Here is a 17,466-nt window from a genome sequence, read left to right on the forward strand (position 1 = left end):
CCCTTTTAGCATCACCTGCCCTGTAGGCCGGATAAGCCTTGCGCCGGCCTGCAGGTTTGAAGATAACGATTACCCTGAAGGATGGATAGAACACATGAACTTACATGAATATCAGGCCAAACAGCTGTTTGCCCGGTATGGCTTACCGGCTCCGGTGGGTTATGCCTGTACTACCCCGCGTGAAGCAGAAGAAGCCGCATCTAAAATCGGTTCCGGCCCGTGGGTAGTTAAATGTCAGGTTCACGCTGGTGGCCGTGGTAAAGCGGGCGGTGTGAAGGTTGTTAAGAGCAAAGAAGAGATCCGTGCCTTTGCTGAACATTGGCTCGGCAAGCGTCTGGTAACTTACCAGACGGATGCGAACGGCCAGCCGGTTAACCAGATCCTGGTTGAAGCTGCGACCGACATCGCAAAAGAACTGTACCTCGGCGCCGTGGTGGACCGTAGCTCCCGTCGCGTGGTGTTCATGGCGTCTACCGAAGGCGGCGTGGAAATTGAAAAAGTAGCGGAAGAGACCCCGCACCTGATCCATAAAGTCGCTATCGATCCGCTGGCCGGCCCAATGCCTTACCAGGGGCGCGAGCTGGCGTTCAAGCTGGGTCTGGAAGGCAAGCTGGTTCAGCAGTTCACCAAGATCTTTATGGGGCTGGCGACCATCTTCCTGGAGCGCGACCTGGCGCTGATCGAGATCAACCCGCTGGTGATCACTACCCAGGGCGATCTGATCTGCCTGGACGGCAAGCTGGGCGCTGACGGCAACGCGCTGTTCCGCCAGTCCGATCTGCGTGAAATGCGCGATCAGTCTCAGGAAGATCCGCGTGAAGCGCAGGCTGCACAGTGGGAACTGAACTACGTGGCGCTGGACGGCAACATCGGCTGCATGGTTAACGGCGCGGGCCTGGCAATGGGCACCATGGACATCGTTAAGCTGCACGGCGGTGAGCCGGCGAACTTCCTGGACGTGGGCGGTGGCGCAACCAAAGAGCGCGTAACCGAAGCGTTCAAAATCATTCTCTCTGACAGCAACGTGAAAGCCGTTCTGGTTAACATCTTCGGCGGTATCGTGCGTTGCGACCTGATCGCCGACGGTATCATCGGCGCGGTAGAAGAAGTGGGCGTTAACGTTCCGGTAGTGGTTCGTCTGGAAGGGAACAACGCTGAACTCGGCGCGAAAAAACTGGCTGACAGCGGCCTGAATATTATTGCAGCGAAAAGTCTGACGGATGCAGCTCAGCAGGTTGTTGCCGCAGTGGAGGGGAAATAATGTCCGTTTTAATTAATAAAGATACCAAGGTTATCTGCCAGGGCTTCACCGGTAGCCAGGGGACTTTCCACTCTGAACAGGCGATTGCCTACGGTACGCAGATGGTTGGCGGCGTGACGCCAGGTAAAGGCGGCACCACGCACCTGGGCCTGCCGGTGTTCAACACCGTGCGTGAAGCCGTAGAAGCAACCGGCGCTACCGCGACCGTGATCTACGTTCCGGCTCCGTTCTGCAAAGACTCCATTCTGGAAGCGATCGACGCAGGCATTAAGCTTATCATCACCATCACCGAAGGTATCCCGACGCTGGATATGCTGACCGTGAAGGTGAAGCTGGATGAAGCGGGCGTGCGCATGATCGGCCCGAACTGCCCGGGCGTTATCACCCCTGGTGAATGCAAAATCGGCATCATGCCGGGCCACATTCACAAGCCGGGTAAAGTGGGCATCGTTTCCCGCTCCGGTACCCTGACCTATGAAGCGGTTAAGCAGACCACCGACTACGGCTTCGGCCAGTCCACCTGCGTGGGCATCGGCGGTGACCCGATCCCGGGCTCTAACTTCATCGACATCCTGAAGCTGTTCCAGGAAGATCCACAGACCGAAGCGATCGTGATGATCGGTGAGATCGGCGGTAGCGCGGAAGAAGAAGCGGCTGCTTACATCAAAGATCACGTGACCAAGCCGGTAGTGGGCTACATCGCGGGCGTGACCGCGCCGAAAGGCAAGCGTATGGGTCACGCGGGGGCGATTATCGCCGGCGGTAAAGGTACGGCTGATGAGAAATTCGCAGCACTGGAAGCCGCAGGCGTGAAAACCGTTCGCAGCCTGGCGGATATCGGTGAAGCGCTGAAATCCATCATTAAGTAAGTCCTCTCTGCTCCCCGGAAGGGGGGCGTTGAAGTATAAAAAAATGTCCGTTTCGACATGGTTGGCCGCTGTAAAGCGGCCTTTTTTATTGTCTGCGCCTGGCGACGAGGGTGAACCTGTAGTCGTCAGAATTAAACACGTTGCGACTGTATTCAAATACCCGACCGTCTTTCAGGAACCCACGAGAGACCTTTTCCAGAATCGGCTTCGCCGGATCCAGCGCCAGGGCGGCGATCGCCTCGTCCGAGGGCATGATCGGAACCAGCTCCTGCTCGCTGCGATCGATAACCATCCTTTTGATCTGCTCAACGTAGTGGTATTTCGAATTTTCCATTACTTCCCAGGTAAGGTCGGGGAACATCGCCAGCGGCATCCATGTCTCCTCCAGGTTTACCGGCTTTTCCCTGATGAAGCGTACGCGCTTGACGTGCCAGACCTTGTCATCCTGGTTAATTGCCAGCCTTGCAGCGAGCCTCTCATCGGCCTTGACCACTTCGAAGATTTTTACATCGCTGTGCGTATCGACGTTTCGATCCGCCAGCTTTTCGTAAAAGCCGGTGAGCTGATAAATGTCGTAATTCACCCGCTCCTCTTTTACATACGAGCCACTGCCCTGAATGCTTTCGATGATCTGCTCGTCGGCGAGCAGCTTCAGCGCCTGCCGCACGGTGACCCGGCTGACGCTAAACGCCTCCTGCAGGCTGGATTCCGTCGGCAGCGCGTCGCCTGGCTTTAACTCACCGGCATTGATTTTCTCGCGGAACGCATCGGCGATCTGCCGGTACCTCGGTTTATTGCCCATTCTTTCGCGCCTGTTTAATACCTTTTCAGGGAATTATGCCTTCAGTGGATGATTTGTAAATAACACAAATAGAATACAAATATCGTTATCAGTGAAAATGATCACATAAATGTATTATTAGGTCTGCCACAATCCTCCCCAGACAATAACTCTGCATATGTGAGGATCTTTATGAACCTGACGACCCTGACCGATCCGCGTGCTGTCTGCGTACAGGCGCAGTTTACAGGCCGCGATGAGGCAATACGCCAGCTTGCGATGCGGCTGGTGGCCTTGGGCAAAATCGCCGACGCCGATACGTTTCTGGCAGAAGTGTTCCATCGGGAATCGCTTGGCCCGACAGCGCTGGGGGAGGGGCTGGCCGTCCCTCATGGCAAATCAGCGGTCGTGAAGGAAGCGGCTTTTGCCGTGGCAACGCTGCGCGAACCGCTGGCATGGGAGGGCGTGGACGGGCCTGAAGAGGTTGAGCTGATTTTTCTGCTCGCCATTCCTCCCGCACAGGCGGGATCGACGCATATCCAGGTGCTGACGGCGCTGACCTCTCGCCTGGCGGACGACGATCTCAGGGCCCGGGTGATGACGGCGACCAGCCCGGAAGCGGTGCTCGCTGCTCTGGAGGCGAACTCGCAGGCTGAAGAGGCCGACGTCGCCGTGAATGCCCCGACCATCGTCTGCGTGACCGCCTGTCCGGCCGGGATCGCCCATACCTATATGGCAGCGGAATATCTCGAAAAAGCGGGACGTCGGCTCGGCGTCAACGTGGTGGTAGAGAAGCAGGGGGCGAACGGCATTGAGGGGCGACTCACCGCGCAGCAGCTGCGTGAGGCGAAAGCCTGCATCTTTGCTGCGGACGTGGCGATCAAAGAGAGCGAACGCTTTCACGGGATCCCCGCCATTTCCGTTCCCGTCGCGGAACCGTTGCGCCACGCGGAAGCGCTCATTGAGCGCGCGCTGGCGCTACGGCCTTCATCCGATGCGCGTTTTGCGCATGCCGATACTGAAGCGAAAAAGAGCGTTAAAACGGAACTCAAGCAGGCGCTTCTCAGCGGCATCTCCTTTGCGGTACCGCTGATTGTCGCTGGCGGTACGGTGCTGGCCGTGTCGGTACTGCTGGCGCAGGTTCTGGGCTTACAGCATCTCTTCGATCAGGAAAACTCGTGGCTGTGGTTGTACCGTAAGCTGGGCGGCGGCATGCTCGGCATTCTGATGGTGCCGGTTCTGGCCGCCTATACCGCTTACTCGCTGGCGGATAAACCTGCTCTCACGCCGGGCTTCGCTGCCGGCTTAGCCGCCAATACGATCGGTGCCGGTTTTCTGGGCGCAATCGTCGGCGGGCTTATTGCAGGCTACCTGATGCGCTGGGTGAAAAATCATATTCGCCTGAGCAGCCGCTACAACGGCTTTCTGACCTTTTATCTCTATCCGGTGATCGGCGTGCTCGGCGCAGGCAGCCTGATGCTGTTTGCGATCGGCGAACCGGTGGCCTGGGTCAATACCGCGCTGACCGTCTGGCTTAACGGGCTGTCCGGCGCAAATGCGCTGCTCCTGGGCGCGATCCTCGGCTTTATGTGCTCGTTCGACCTGGGCGGGCCGGTCAACAAGGCTTCTTACGCCTTTTGCCTGGGAGCGATGGCTAACGGCGTCTACGGGCCTTATGCGATCTTTGCCTCCGTCAAAATGGTATCGGCCTTTACCGTCACGGCGTCAACGATGCTGGCGCCGAAACTGTTTAAGCAGTTCGAAATCGAAACCGGAAAATCCACCTGGCTACTGGGGCTGGCGGGCATTACGGAAGGGGCGATACCGATGGCTATCGAGGATCCGCTGCGTGTCATCGGCTCATTTGTTCTGGGGTCAATGGCGACCGGGGCGATTGTCGGGGCGATGGGCATTGGGCTCTCCACCCCGGGAGCCGGTATTTTCTCCCTCTTCTTACTGCACGATGCCGGGCTCGGCGGCGTGATGGCCGCTGCGGGCTGGTTTGGCGCCGCGCTGATCGGCTCCGCAATCTCCACGCTTTTTTTACTGCTCTGGCGGCGTCAGGCCGTGGCGAGCGGCAAATACGTGGCCGAAGACATTCCATCCTAAACACGCACTGACAGGAAACGAAGATGAAAGCCGTATCTCGCGTTCATATCACGCCACATATGCACTGGGACCGTGAGTGGTACTTCACCACCGAAGCGTCACGTATTCTTCTGGTCAATAATATGGAAGAGATCCTCGCCCGTCTTGAGCAGGACGCGGAGTATAAGTACTACGTCCTGGATGGCCAGACGGCGGTGCTGGAGGATTATTTTGCGGTGAAGCCGGAAAGCAGGCCGCGCGTGAAAGCGCTGGTAGAGGCCGGAAAGCTCATCATCGGGCCGTGGTATACCCAGACGGACACCACTATTGTCTCCGGTGAGTCGATTGTGCGAAATCTGATGTACGGCATTCGCGACTGCATGGCCTTTGGCGAGCCGATGAAGATTGGCTATCTGCCGGACTCCTTCGGGATGTCTTCCCAGCTGCCGCACATTTATAACGGTTTTGGCATCACGCGCACCCTGTTCTGGCGCGGCTGTTCCGAGCGTCACGGTACCGATAAAACCGAATTCCTCTGGCAGAGCCAGGACGGGAGTGAAGTTACGGCGCAGGTACTGCCGCTGGGTTACGCGATTGGTAAGTACTTACCGGAGGATGAAGCCGGGCTGCGGAAACGACTCGACAGCTATTTTGAGGTGCTCGAAAAAGCCTCGGTAACGAAGGAAATTTTGCTGCCGAACGGCCATGACCAGATGCCGCTACAGCAGAACATTTTTGCGGTGATGGATAAACTTCGGGAAATCTATCCCCAGCGTCAGTTTGTCATGAGCCGCTTTGAGGAGGTGTTTGACCGCATCGACGCGCGCCGCGACGAGCTGGCGACGCTGAAAGGGGAGTTTATTGACGGCAAATACATGCGCGTGCACCGCACAATTGGCTCCACGCGGATGGACATTAAGATCGCCCACGCCCGTATCGAGAATAAAATCGTCAACGTGCTTGAGCCGCTGGCCACGCTTGCCTGGACGCTGGGCTTTGAGTATCACCACGGTTTGCTGGAAAAAATGTGGAAGGAGATCCTCAAGAATCACGCCCACGACAGTATCGGCTGCTGCTGTAGCGACAAAGTGCACCGCGAGGTGATGTCCCGCTTTGAGCTGGCGGAAGACATGGCCGATAACCTGACGCGCTTCTATATGCGCAAGATTGTCGACAACATGCCGCAGAGCGATGAGGACAAGCTGGTGATGTTTAACCTGACGCCGTGGCCGCGCGAGGAAGTCATTAACACCACGCTGCGTCTGCGCGCCAGCCGGTTCCGCCTGCTGGACGACAGGGGTAATGAAATCCCTTATTACCTCCGCGGCGCGCGTGAGATCGACCCCGGTCTGATTGACCGACAGATTGTGCATTACGGTAACTACGATCCCTTCATGGAGTTTGACATCCAGATCGCTCAAATCCTGCCGTCAATGGGTTACCGCACGCTTTATATCGAGCCGCACGTGGCCGGCAGGGTGCTCGCACCGGCAGATTCCCCGGGGGCACTGCTGGAAAATGCGTTCTGGGAGATTACGCTGAATGGAGACGGAACCCTGCGCCTGCTCGACAAAGCGTCCGGACTTATCTATGACCGTGCGCTGGAAATTGAAGAGAGCTCGGACGATGGCGATGAGTACGATTATTCGCCTTCGCGCGAGGAGTGGAGACTCACTTCAGCGCAGGGCGAGCATCAGGTGGAGGTGTTCCACGAAGCCTGGCAGAGCAGGGCGGTGATCCGCCATCGTATGGCGGTGCCGGCCAGTCTTGCCGAACGTTCTGCGCGTCAGCGGACGGGGACGCTTGAGGCTGAAATGACGATTACGCTCAGCCATAACAGCCGGCGTATCGACGTTGAGGCGCGTCTGGAAAACCATGCGGACGATCATCGTGTTCGGGTGCTGATCCCAACGCCCTTCACCACCGAGGAGGTGTTAGCCGACACCCAGTTCGGTTCGCTGACGCGTCCCGTACGGGATGAGGCGATGGCCAGCTGGCAGGAGGAGGGCTGGAAGGAAGCGCCGCTGCCGGTGTGGAATCTGCTTAATTACGCGGTGCTTCAGGAAAGACGCAACGGAATGGCGCTTTTCACCGAAGGGTTGCGCGAATTTGAGGTAACTGGCGAGCGTCAAAAAACCTTCGCCCTGACGCTGCTTCGCGGCGTGGGGGTACTGGGGAAGGAGGATTTACTTCTGCGACCGGGCAGACCGTCCGGGATCAAAATGCCCGTGCCGGATTCGCAGGTGCGTGGTCAGCTAACCTGTCGCTTTAGCCTGTTCAGCTTTAACGGTACGCCTGTGAGTGCCGGCGTTGCGCAGCAGGCGAAATCATGGTTAACGCCCGTGCACTGCTATAACAAAATCCCGTGGGATGCGATGAAGCTTAACCGGGCCGCAGTCACCGCACCTACAAGTTACAGCCTGCTGACGCTGGCGCCAAACGGGTGTGTACTCAGCGCGCTTAAAAAGGCGGAAGATCGTGACGAGATGATTCTGCGCCTGTACAACCCTTCGGAGACCCGCTCCTGTGACGTGGCGATTACCGTGAATCGTGCGGTTAAGGCCTGCGGCGAAACGGACATGAATGAGAGGTTTACCGCAGCAGGAGAGGGCGGGGCGGACATTTCCGGGCCATTCCGTCCCGGGCAGTCGCGCACTTTTAGCCTGAAGATTGACCGGTAACGCTTGCCGCAATAAAAAGGCCGCAGAGGGGGCGGCCTTTTTTAATGAATAATCACGCAGAGGTGTTAATTTCAAGACCATTAAAAGTGAATAAAATGTAACCATGCGCCGTTCCAGCACAGCAATAAAAAAATACTGTGAAGCGGATAACATAATATGTTTATCTTTATGCCAAATACGTTTTTCCTGCCGCGTTAATAAAAATCACATCTGTTTATATTATCTTCTGCCTTTTATAACCATTCACGACTTTCAATATACATATCGTTAACATGGTTTTTACTATCCATGTCACAAAGAAACATCATTAACAGGGTGGGCCGTTTTTGATTTAAATCAATGTTTAATACTTGGAAAAAGGCTCCAAAAGGCGTTAAATTGTTCCCGATCAAAATGGCCTAAAAGTGGTAATTTTGCTATAAATTGATCGCCGTCGAAAAACGTAAATCTGTTCGAATAAAAACCTGTTTATTGTAAGGGTTTTGCAGCGTATTATATTTGCGGGATCAATTTGGTTTTTTCTTAACGTATTTGTAACCTTTCATCACTGCTTTTTTCTTGTCGGGAATAAGCAATGAAGAAGGGATGCAGATTACTTTGTATTGGGGCATGCGTGTGGATCCTTATCTAACGGGAACCACTCTCGGAGTCTTCATGCGATGAGCAAGGAGTCATAATGTTAGACGTAGTCGAACTGTCGCGCTTACAGTTTGCCTTGACCGCGATGTACCACTTCCTGTTTGTACCGCTGACGCTCGGTATGGCGTTCCTGCTGGCAATCATGGAAACGGTTTACGTCCTCTCCGGCAAACAGATTTATAAAGATATGACCAAGTTCTGGGGCAAGTTGTTTGGTATCAACTTTGCGCTAGGCGTGGCAACCGGTCTGACCATGGAGTTCCAGTTCGGGACTAACTGGTCTTATTATTCCCACTACGTTGGGGATATCTTCGGTGCGCCGCTGGCCATTGAAGGTCTGATGGCCTTCTTCCTCGAATCCACCTTTGTAGGTCTGTTCTTCTTCGGCTGGGACCGTCTGGGCAAAGTCCAGCATATGGCGGTAACCTGGCTGGTGGCATTAGGCTCCAACCTGTCCGCACTGTGGATCCTGGTGGCGAACGGCTGGATGCAAAACCCCATCGCGTCTGATTTCAACTTCGAAACCATGCGTATGGAGATGGTCAGCTTCGCTGAGCTGGTCCTGAACCCGGTTGCTCAGGTTAAATTCGTACACACCGTAGCATCTGGCTATGTGTGCGGCGCCATGTTCGTACTGGGCATCAGCTCCTACTACATGCTGCGCGGTCGTGACTTCGCCTTCGCAAAACGCTCTTTTGCTATCGCAGCAAGCTTCGGTATGGCAGCAATTCTGTCTGTTATCGTTCTGGGTGATGAATCCGGTTACGAAATGGGCGACGTGCAGAAAACCAAGCTGGCCGCGATTGAAGCGGAATGGGAAACCCAGCCTGCGCCGGCAGCGTTTACCCTGTTCGGTATTCCCGATCAGGACGCGCAGGAAAACCGCTTCGCCATTCAAATTCCTTACGCGCTGGGCATCATCGCCACCCGTTCCGTCGATAAACAGGTTACTGGCCTGAAAGATCTGATGGTGCAGCACGAAGAGCGTATCCGTAACGGGATGAAAGCTTACTCGCTGCTGGAGCAGCTGCGCGCCGGCTCTACCGACCAGGCCGTTCGCGATCGGTTTAACGACGTGAAGAAAGACCTCGGTTACGGTCTGCTGCTGAAACGCTATACCCCGAACGTCTCCGACGCGACGGAAGCGCAGATCCAGATGGCAACCAAAGACTCTATTCCACGCGTTGCGCCGCTGTACTTCGCGTTCCGTATCATGGTGGGCTGCGGCATTATCATGCTGCTGATCATCGCGGCCTCGTTCTGGTCAGTGATTCGTAACCGTATCGGTGAGAAAAAATGGCTGCTGCGCACGGCGCTGTACGGTATCCCACTGCCATGGATTGCTATCGAATCCGGCTGGTTTGTCGCGGAATATGGCCGTCAGCCATGGGCGATTGGTGAGGTGCTGCCAACGGCGGTAGCGAACTCCTCCCTGACCGCAGGCGACCTGATCTTCTCCATGCTGCTGATTTGTGGTCTGTACACCCTGTTCCTGGTGGCTGAACTGTTCCTGATGTTCAAGTTCGCGCGCCTTGGCCCGAGCAGCCTGAAAACCGGTCGCTACCACTACGAGCAGTCTGCTGTGACTACTCAGCCGGCACGCTAAGACAGGAGTCATCAAATGATCGATTATGAAGTATTGCGTTTTGTCTGGTGGCTGCTGATCGGTGTTCTGCTGATCGGTTTTGCGGTCACCGATGGTTTCGACATGGGCGTGGGCATGCTCACCCGTTTCCTCGGTCGTAATGACACCGAGCGTCGAATCATGATCAACTCCATCGCCCCGCACTGGGACGGTAACCAGGTGTGGCTGATCACCGCAGGCGGCGCGCTGTTCGCGGCCTGGCCGATGGTCTACGCGGCTGCGTTCTCCGGCTTCTATGTGGCGATGATTCTGGTGCTGGCGTCTTTATTCTTCCGTCCGGTTGGTTTCGACTACCGTTCCAAGATTGAAGATACCCGCTGGCGCAACATGTGGGACTGGGGCATCTTTATTGGTAGCTTCGTTCCACCGCTGGTGATTGGTGTGGCATTCGGTAACCTGCTGCAGGGCGTACCGTTCCACGTCGACGAGTACATGCGTCTGTTCTACACCGGCAACTTCTTCCAGCTGCTGAATCCGTTTGGTCTGCTGGCAGGTGTTGTGAGCGTGGCGATGATCATCACGCAGGGCGCAACGTATCTGCAGATGCGTACCGTGGGTGAACTGCACCTGCGTTCCCGTGCTACCGCCCAGGTTGCGGCGCTGGTGACGCTGGTCTGCTTCGCGCTGGCCGGCGTGTGGGTGGTGTACGGTATTGATGGTTACGTGGTGACGTCCGCCATCAACCACACTGCACCGTCTAACCCGCTGACCAAAGAAGTGGCGCGTCAGGCAGGTGCATGGCTGGTGAACTTCAATAATACCCCTGCGCTGTGGGCTATCCCGGCTCTGGGTGTGCTGCTGCCGCTGCTGACCGTGCTGACGTCTCGTCTGGAGAAAGGCGCCCTGGCGTTCGTGTTCTCTTCACTGACGCTGGCGTGCATCATCCTGACGGCCGGTATTGCTATGTTCCCGTTCGTGATGCCATCCAGCACCATGATGAACGCTAGCCTGACCATGTGGGATGCAACGTCCAGCCAGCTGACGCTGAACCTGATGACGTATGTTGCTTGTGTATTCGTACCGATTATCCTGCTCTACACCTCCTGGTGTTACTGGAAAATGTTCGGTCGTATCACTAAAGAACATATCGAAAGCAACACCCACTCTATGTATTAAGTAAGGAGCTGAATATGTGGTATTTCGCATGGATTTTAGGGACGCTTCTTGCCTGTGCATTTGGTGTCATCACTGCCCTGGCGCTTGAGCATGTTGAAGCGTCTAAAGCAGGTGAAGAAAAACACTAATGAACATTATCGCAACGTTATATGCGGTAATGGATAAGCGCCCGTTACGGGCGCTTTCTTTAGTGATGGCATTACTGCTGGCAGGCTGTATCTTCTGGGACCCGTCGCGCTTCGCGGCGAAAACCAGCGAGCTTGAGATCTGGCACGGCTTCCTGATGATGTGGGCGGTGTGTGCAGGGGTCATTCACGGTGTCGGCTTTCGACCGAAAGCGATTCACTGGCAGGGCATCTTCTGTCCGCTGATTGCCGATCTGGTTCTCCTCGCCGGTTTGATTTTCTTCTTCTTCTGAATAAGAAATGTCCGTTAACGATATGGGCTTACCCGAGCCCATAAAAATTTACTCTCCGTTTACTTTCCCCCATTCCAAACCATCATTCCCGCGCGTATAGTAGCGAAGTTTGAAAGCCCCAACTTTTCATGTTTTACCGGGATGTAAAGTGAATACAACGCTGTTTCGATGGCCGGTACGTGTCTATTACGAAGATACCGATGCCGGTGGTGTGGTCTACCACGCCAGCTACGTTGCTTTTTATGAACGGGCACGCACAGAGATGCTGCGCCATCATCACTTTAGTCAACAGGTGCTGTTGGCTGAGCGAGTTGCCTTTGTGGTACGCAAGATGACGCTTGAGTATTTTGCGCCTGCCAGACTCGACGATATGCTCGAAGTCCAAACTGAAATTACATCAATGCGCGGAACTTCACTGGTTTTCACGCAGCGGATAGTCAATGCAGAGAACACGGTACTGAACTCAGCTCAAGTCCTGATTGTCTGTGTTGATCCAACCATAATGAAGCCTCGTGCGCTTCCTAAGTCTATTGTCGCGGAGTTTAAGCAGTGACTGACATGAATATCCTTGATTTGTTCCTGAAGGCAAGCCTTCTGGTTAAACTTATCATGTTGATTTTGATTGGTTTTTCAATCGCTTCCTGGGCCATCATCATCCAGAGAACGCGTATCCTCAATGCCGCTGGGCGCGAAGCCGAAGCGTTTGAAGATAAGTTCTGGTCGGGTATTGAGCTTTCTCGTCTGTATCAGGAAAGCCAGGGACGCCGTGATAACCTTTCTGGCTCCGAACAAATTTTCTACAGCGGTTTCAAAGAGTTTGCTCGCTTACACCGTGCTAACAGCCATGCGCCGGAAGCCGTGGTAGAAGGCGCGTCGCGTGCGATGCGCATCTCCATGAACCGCGAGCTGGAAAATCTTGAAACGCATATTCCATTCCTCGGCACCGTAGGCTCCATCAGCCCGTATATCGGCCTGTTTGGTACGGTATGGGGGATCATGCACGCCTTTATCGCCCTTGGCGCGGTGAAGCAGGCAACGTTGCAGATGGTAGCACCGGGTATCGCAGAAGCACTGATCGCGACCGCAATCGGTCTGTTCGCCGCAATTCCGGCGGTGATGGCGTACAACCGTCTGAACCAGCGCGTGAACAAACTGGAACTGAACTACGACAACTTTATGGAAGAGTTCACCGCGATTCTGCATCGTCAGGCGTTTACCAGCACCGAGAGCAACAAGGGGTAAACCATGGCCAGATCGCGTGGACGAGGTCGTCGCGAGCTCAAGTCCGAAATCAATATCGTTCCGTTACTGGACGTGCTGCTGGTGCTGCTGCTGATCTTTATGGCGACAGCCCCCATCATCACCCAGAGCGTGGAAGTTGATCTGCCGGATGCGACAGAATCACAGGCGGTAAGCACCAATGACGATCCTCCGGTCATCATTGAGGTTTCCGGCGTAGGGCAGTACAGCGTGGTGGTCGAGAAGGATCGTATGGATCAGCTCCCCCCAGAGCAGGTTATTGCTGAAGCGCAACGACGCCTGGAGTCAAATCCGAAGACGGTCTTCTTAATCGGTGGTGCGAAAGACGTACCATATGATGAAATTATCAAAGCGCTGAACTTGCTACATAGCGCGGGCGTTAAGTCAGTTGGCTTAATGACTCAGCCTATTTGATCATCTGCGTAGTTTTTGGGAACCGATAGTGTCAAAGGCAACCGAACAGAACGACAAGCTTAAGCGAGCGATAATCGTCTCCGCAGTGCTGCACGTGATTCTTTTTGCAGCGCTGATCTGGAGTTCGTTCGATGAGCACATTGATGCATCGGGCGGTGGTGGAGGCTCATCCATCGACGCCGTCATGGTAGATCCCGGTGCGGTAGTGCAGAACTATAATCGTCAGCAACAGCAGCAGGCGAGCGCAAAACGCGCTGAAGAGCAGCGTGAAAAACAGGCGCAACAGCAGGCGGAAGAGCTGCGTGAAAAGCAGGCCGCCGAGCAGGAACGTTTGAAGCAGCTTGAGAAAGAGCGTTTGCAGGCGCAGGAAGCCGCGAAAGAGCAGGCGGAGCAGCAGAAACAGGCTGAAGCCGCAGCGAAGAAAGCGCAGGAACAGCAGAAGCAGGCGGAGGAGGCGGCAGCCAAAGCCGCTGCAGACGCTAAGGCGCAGGCAGATGCTCAGGCGAAAGTAGCCGCAGAAGCGGCGAAAAAAGCCGCTGCTGACGCGCAGAAGAAGGCCGAAGCAGAAGCCGCGAAGAAGGCCGCTGCTGATGCGAAGAAGAAAGCGGAAGCCGAAGCCGCGAAAAAAGCCGCTGCTGACGCACAGAAGAAAGCCGAAGCAGAAGCCGCGAAGAAAGCCGCCCAGGAAGCAGAGAAGAAAGCGGCCGCCGAAGCGGCGAAGAAAGCGGCTGCCGCTGAGAAAGCTGCGGCAGAAAAAGCCGCCGCTGCGGAAAAAGCCGCTGCTGATAAAAAAGCTGCAGCTGAGAAAGCCGCTGCCGATAAGAAAGCAGCAGCCGAAAAAGCCGCTGCTAAAAAGGCCGCTGCCGCTGAGAAAGCTGCCGCAGCCGCAGGGGTTGACGATCTGCTGGGCGACCTGAGTTCCGGTAAGAATGCACCGAAAACGGGCGGTGGGGCGAAAGGAAATGGACAGCCGTCAAAAGACAGCGGTACCTCCGGAGCCAACGGTGGGGCAACAGGTGCAGATATCAGTGCTTATGCCAAACAGATCCAGGTTGCGATTCAGAGCCGACTCTTTGATGCAGGCCTGTATCAGGGCAAGCAATGCGTACTGCACATCAATCTTGCGCCAGACGGCAGGTTGAAAAGCGTGACGTCTGAAGGGGGCGATCCTGCGCTCTGTCAGGCTGCGCTGGCCGCAGCCAGATCGGCGAACATTCCTAAACCGCCTAGCGAGGCTGTTTATGAAAGGATAAAAGATGCCAAACTGGACTTTAAGCTGTAATCAACTCTTCTAACGGAAGTATGAAAAACAGTCTATGGTCGTAATCAGGATAAGTAGTTTTGTCTATTTGGGTTTGTTAACATTCTGCTAAATTATCGTGGGTAAGGTTACCCAGATAAGGGAGATATGATGAAGCAGGCATTACGTGTAGCAGTTAGTTTTTTAATGCTGTGGGCAGCTGTACTGCACGCAGAAGTACGTATCGAGATCACCCAGGGGGTGGACTCGGCGCGTCCGATTGGTGTCGTTCCGTTCCAGTGGGCAGGCCCGGGCGCTGCGCCTGAAGATATTGGCGGCATTGTTGCAGCTGACCTGCGTAACAGCGGTAAATTTAACCCATTAGATCGTTCCCGCCTGCCTCAGCAGCCGGGTACTGCGCAGGACGTTCAGCCTGCTGCATGGTCTGCACTGGGTATTGATGCGGTAGTTGTTGGTCAGGTTACGCCTGCACCAGACGGCGGCTATAACGTTGCGTATCAGCTGGTTGATACCGGCGGTGCGCCGGGTACCGTTCTGGCTCAGAACACGTATAAAGTGAACAAGCAGTGGCTGCGCTACGCTGGCCATACGGCGAGTGACGAAGTGTTCGAGAAGCTGACCGGTATTAAAGGTGCGTTCCGTACCCGTATCGCGTACGTGGTTCAGACCAACGGCGGACAGTTCCCGTATGAGCTGCGCGTCTCTGACTACGATGGCTACAACCAGTTCACCGTTCACCGTTCTCCACAGCCGCTGATGTCTCCGGCATGGTCTCCTGACGGCTCCAAACTGGCGTACGTGACCTTCGAGAGCGGCCGTTCCGCGCTGGTTATTCAGACGCTGTCTAACGGTGCCGTGCGCCAGGTTGCTTCATTCCCGCGCCACAACGGTGCACCTGCGTTCTCTCCGGATGGGACTAAGCTGGCCTTTGCCCTGTCTAAAACCGGTAGCCTGAACCTGTATGTGATGGACATTGGATCTGGTCAGATCCGCCAGATTACGGACGGCCGTAGCAACAATACTGAACCAACCTGGTTCCCGGACAGCCAGAATCTGGCCTTTACGTCTGACCAGGCGGGTCGTCCACAAGTCTATAAAATGAATATCAACGGCGGAGCAGCGCAGCGTATTACCTGGGAAGGTTCTCAGAACCAGGATGCTGACGTCAGTGCCGATGGTAAAACAATGGTAATGGTCAGCACTGCGGGTGGTCAGCAGCACATTGCCAAACAAGATCTGGTAACGGGAGGCGTACAAATACTGTCGTCAACGTTCCTGGATGAAACGCCAAGTCTGGCACCTAACGGCACTATGGTAATCTACAGCTCTTCTCAGGGGATGGGATCCGTGCTGAATCTGGTTTCTACAGATGGGCGTTTCAAAGCGCGTCTTCCGGCAACTGATGGACAGGTCAAATCACCTGCCTGGTCGCCGTATCTGTAATAATAATTAATTGATTACTAAAGGAATCTTAGAAATGCAACTGAACAAAGTGCTGAAGGGGCTGATGATCGCTCTGCCTGTAATGGCAATCGCAGCGTGTTCTTCTAACAAGAACGCAAGCAATGACCAGAGCGGCGAAGGCATGATGGGTGCCGGCACCGGTATGGACGCTAACGGCAATGGCAACATGTCTTCTGAAGAGCAAGCGCGTCTTCAGATGCAGCAGCTGCAGCAGAACAACATCGTTTACTTCGATCTGGATAAATACGACATCCGTTCTGACTTCGCTGCAATGCTGGATGCGCACGCAAACTTCCTGCGTAGCAACCCGTCTTACAAAGTCACCGTAGAAGGTCACGCGGACGAACGTGGTACTCCAGAGTACAACATCTCCCTGGGTGAACGTCGTGCGAACGCTGTTAAAATGTACCTGCAGGGTAAAGGCGTTTCTGCTGACCAGATCTCCATCGTTTCTTACGGTAAAGAAAAACCAGCAGTACTGGGTCACGACGAAGCGGCTTACTCCAAAAACCGTCGTGCCGTACTCGTTTACTAAGAGAATTGCATGAGCAGTAACTTCAGACATCATCTGATGAGTCTGTCGTTACTGGTTGGAATAGCGGCCCCCTGGGCCGCTTTTGCTCAGGCACCAATCAGTAGTGTCGGCTCAGGCTCGGTAGAAGATCGGGTCACTCAACTCGAGCGTATCTCTAACGCTCACAGCCAGCTTTTAACTCAACTCCAGCAGCAACTTTCCGACAACCAGAACGATATCGATTCCCTTCGTGGCCAGATCCAGGAGAGTCAGTATCAGCTTAATCAGGTTGTGGAACGCCAGAAGCAAATCTTGTCGCAGATGGATAGCCTGAGCAGCGGCGGTGCGGCTGCACAGCCCGCAGCAGGCGATCAAAGCGGTGCGGCGACGCCTGCACCTGCGGCAGATGCCTCCGCGTCGTCTGGAGCGCCTGTACAGAGCGGTGACGCGAATACGGACTACAACGCGGCCATTGCCCTGGTTCAGGACAAGGCGCGTCAGGACGATGCTATCGTTGCGTTTCAGAACTTCGTGAAGAAGTACCCCGATTCCACTTACCAGCCAAATGCGAATTACTGGCTGGGTCAGTTGAATTACAACAAGGGGAAAAAGGATGATGCGGCGTTTTATTTTGCCTCTGTGGTGAAAAATTACCCGAAATCACCGAAAGCGCCTGATGCGATGTTTAAAGTCGGCGTGATCATGCAGGACAAAGGCGACACTGCAAAAGCCAAAGCGGTTTATCAGCAGGTGGTTGCGAAATTCCCGGGCACCGACGGCGCAAAACAGGCGCAAAAACGTTTGAACTCGATGGGTTGATTATCGCATGACCAGAAATCGCGTTATTTCTGGTCGTGCAGCATGATTCCTAAGCAGTTAAGTGATCTTCATCGAAATTTTTGTTGCGCTGAATTCTTAAATCAGTAATATATGCCGCCGTTGCCACGGGATATCAAACAACGTGAAAGCAGCATAAAAGTGGGTCGTTAGCTCAGTTGGTAGAGCAGTTGACTTTTAATCAATTGGTCGCAGGTTCGAATCCTGCACGACCCACC

At 54.9% G+C, this 17,466-nt stretch carries 16 protein-coding genes and 1 tRNA gene; 16 read left to right on the forward strand and 1 reads right to left on the reverse strand.

Going from position 1 to position 17,466, the window contains the following annotated elements:
• Window positions 1-94: 94 nt before the first annotated feature.
• Window positions 95-1,261, forward strand: a complete 1,167-nt coding sequence (gene sucC, locus IM304_RS16555; protein WP_017384968.1) for an ADP-forming succinate--CoA ligase subunit beta — start codon at window positions 95-97, stop codon at window positions 1,259-1,261.
• Window positions 1,261-2,130, forward strand: a complete 870-nt coding sequence (gene sucD, locus IM304_RS16560; RefSeq protein ID WP_006809578.1) for a succinate--CoA ligase subunit alpha — start codon at window positions 1,261-1,263, stop codon at window positions 2,128-2,130. Before sucC ends, sucD begins: the two co-directional genes overlap by 1 nt.
• An 85-nt stretch (window positions 2,131-2,215) precedes the next feature.
• Here sucD and IM304_RS16565 read toward each other — a convergent pair whose 3' ends face one another.
• Window positions 2,216-2,932: a GntR family transcriptional regulator gene (locus IM304_RS16565; protein WP_148420807.1), complete on the reverse strand. Its 717-nt coding sequence runs from the start codon at window positions 2,930-2,932 to the stop codon at window positions 2,216-2,218.
• A gap of 171 nt (window positions 2,933-3,103) precedes the next feature.
• Here IM304_RS16565 and mngA point away from each other — a divergent pair, with 171 nt between their 5' ends.
• The 14 genes from mngA to IM304_RS16635 all read left to right on the forward strand — a co-directional run bounded on the left by mngA (window position 3,104) and on the right by IM304_RS16635 (window position 17,464).
• Window positions 3,104-5,020, forward strand: coding sequence for a PTS 2-O-a-mannosyl-D-glycerate transporter subunit IIABC (gene mngA / locus IM304_RS16570; RefSeq protein ID WP_193356457.1), 1,917 nt, complete (start codon window positions 3,104-3,106; stop codon window positions 5,018-5,020).
• 23 nt (window positions 5,021-5,043) lie between these two features.
• Window positions 5,044-7,680: a mannosylglycerate hydrolase gene (gene mngB / locus IM304_RS16575; protein ID WP_193356456.1), complete on the forward strand. Its 2,637-nt coding sequence runs from the start codon at window positions 5,044-5,046 to the stop codon at window positions 7,678-7,680.
• A 676-nt stretch (window positions 7,681-8,356) separates the two neighbouring features.
• Window positions 8,357-9,925 carry a cytochrome ubiquinol oxidase subunit I gene (gene cydA, locus IM304_RS16580; RefSeq protein WP_148420804.1) on the forward strand — a complete coding sequence of 523 codons (1,569 nt, stop codon included), beginning with the start codon at window positions 8,357-8,359 and terminating at the stop codon, window positions 9,923-9,925.
• Between the two features lie 15 nt (window positions 9,926-9,940).
• Entirely contained in the window at window positions 9,941-11,080 is a 1,140-nt protein-coding gene (gene cydB, locus IM304_RS16585) for a cytochrome d ubiquinol oxidase subunit II (RefSeq protein WP_148420803.1), read from the forward strand.
• A 14-nt stretch (window positions 11,081-11,094) separates the two neighbouring features.
• The gene (gene cydX, locus IM304_RS16590) at window positions 11,095-11,208 is read left to right on the forward strand and encodes a cytochrome bd-I oxidase subunit CydX (protein ID WP_006177208.1); all 114 of its coding nucleotides are present in this window, start codon (window positions 11,095-11,097) and stop codon (window positions 11,206-11,208) included.
• Window positions 11,208-11,498 carry a cyd operon protein YbgE gene (gene ybgE, locus IM304_RS16595; RefSeq protein WP_176610870.1) on the forward strand — a complete coding sequence of 97 codons (291 nt, stop codon included), beginning with the start codon at window positions 11,208-11,210 and terminating at the stop codon, window positions 11,496-11,498. The genes cydX and ybgE overlap by 1 nt, the downstream gene beginning before the upstream one ends.
• A gap of 148 nt (window positions 11,499-11,646) precedes the next feature.
• The gene (gene ybgC / locus IM304_RS16600; RefSeq protein ID WP_180240999.1) at window positions 11,647-12,051 is read left to right on the forward strand and encodes a tol-pal system-associated acyl-CoA thioesterase; all 405 of its coding nucleotides are present in this window, start codon (window positions 11,647-11,649) and stop codon (window positions 12,049-12,051) included.
• A complete protein-coding gene (gene tolQ, locus IM304_RS16605) occupies window positions 12,048-12,740 on the forward strand; it encodes a Tol-Pal system protein TolQ (protein ID WP_003858590.1) in 693 nt (230 codons plus the stop codon). The genes ybgC and tolQ overlap by 4 nt, the downstream gene beginning before the upstream one ends.
• A gap of 3 nt (window positions 12,741-12,743) precedes the next feature.
• Complete coding sequence (tolR, locus tag IM304_RS16610) at window positions 12,744-13,172, forward strand: colicin uptake protein TolR (RefSeq protein ID WP_003858589.1); 429 nt, start codon at window positions 12,744-12,746, stop codon at window positions 13,170-13,172.
• Between the two features lie 28 nt (window positions 13,173-13,200).
• Window positions 13,201-14,454 (forward strand): cell envelope integrity protein TolA, encoded by a 1,254-nt coding sequence (gene tolA / locus IM304_RS16615; protein ID WP_023299616.1) that lies wholly within the window; start codon window positions 13,201-13,203, stop codon window positions 14,452-14,454.
• A 129-nt stretch (window positions 14,455-14,583) separates the two neighbouring features.
• A complete protein-coding gene (gene tolB / locus IM304_RS16620; RefSeq protein ID WP_045308832.1) occupies window positions 14,584-15,876 on the forward strand; it encodes a Tol-Pal system beta propeller repeat protein TolB in 1,293 nt (430 codons plus the stop codon).
• A 34-nt stretch (window positions 15,877-15,910) separates the two neighbouring features.
• Window positions 15,911-16,432, forward strand: coding sequence for a peptidoglycan-associated lipoprotein Pal (gene pal, locus IM304_RS16625; protein ID WP_003858578.1), 522 nt, complete (start codon window positions 15,911-15,913; stop codon window positions 16,430-16,432).
• 9 nt (window positions 16,433-16,441) lie between these two features.
• Window positions 16,442-17,230: a cell division protein CpoB gene (cpoB, locus tag IM304_RS16630; protein ID WP_193356455.1), complete on the forward strand. Its 789-nt coding sequence runs from the start codon at window positions 16,442-16,444 to the stop codon at window positions 17,228-17,230.
• 161 nt (window positions 17,231-17,391) lie between these two features.
• Window positions 17,392-17,464, forward strand: a tRNA-Lys gene (locus tag IM304_RS16635).
• Window positions 17,465-17,466 lie beyond the last annotated feature (2 nt).

This window comes from Enterobacter cloacae complex sp. P40C2, from assembly GCF_014930695.1.
GTDB classification, from domain to species: domain Bacteria; phylum Pseudomonadota; class Gammaproteobacteria; order Enterobacterales; family Enterobacteriaceae; genus Enterobacter; species Enterobacter pasteurii.

What these genes read in the sequence shown, in the direction of transcription:
- mngA (WP_193356457.1), top strand. Translation starts at nt 3,104, where the DNA reads ATGAACCTGACGACCCTGACCGATCCGCGTGCTGTCTGCGTACAGGCG.
- cydA (WP_148420804.1), top strand. Translation starts at nt 8,357, where the DNA reads ATGTTAGACGTAGTCGAACTGTCGCGCTTACAGTTTGCCTTGACCGCG.
- sucC (WP_017384968.1), top strand. Translation starts at nt 95, where the DNA reads ATGAACTTACATGAATATCAGGCCAAACAGCTGTTTGCCCGGTATGGC.
- pal (WP_003858578.1), top strand. Translation starts at nt 15,911, where the DNA reads ATGCAACTGAACAAAGTGCTGAAGGGGCTGATGATCGCTCTGCCTGTA.
- cydB (WP_148420803.1), top strand. Translation starts at nt 9,941, where the DNA reads ATGATCGATTATGAAGTATTGCGTTTTGTCTGGTGGCTGCTGATCGGT.
- mngB (WP_193356456.1), top strand. Translation starts at nt 5,044, where the DNA reads ATGAAAGCCGTATCTCGCGTTCATATCACGCCACATATGCACTGGGAC.
- tolR (WP_003858589.1), top strand. Translation starts at nt 12,744, where the DNA reads ATGGCCAGATCGCGTGGACGAGGTCGTCGCGAGCTCAAGTCCGAAATC.
- sucD (WP_006809578.1), top strand. Translation starts at nt 1,261, where the DNA reads ATGTCCGTTTTAATTAATAAAGATACCAAGGTTATCTGCCAGGGCTTC.
- tolB (WP_045308832.1), top strand. Translation starts at nt 14,584, where the DNA reads ATGAAGCAGGCATTACGTGTAGCAGTTAGTTTTTTAATGCTGTGGGCA.
- cydX (WP_006177208.1), top strand. Translation starts at nt 11,095, where the DNA reads ATGTGGTATTTCGCATGGATTTTAGGGACGCTTCTTGCCTGTGCATTT.
- ybgE (WP_176610870.1), top strand. Translation starts at nt 11,208, where the DNA reads ATGAACATTATCGCAACGTTATATGCGGTAATGGATAAGCGCCCGTTA.
- cpoB (WP_193356455.1), top strand. Translation starts at nt 16,442, where the DNA reads ATGAGCAGTAACTTCAGACATCATCTGATGAGTCTGTCGTTACTGGTT.
- IM304_RS16565 (WP_148420807.1), bottom strand. Translation starts at nt 2,932, where the DNA reads ATGGGCAATAAACCGAGGTACCGGCAGATCGCCGATGCGTTCCGCGAG.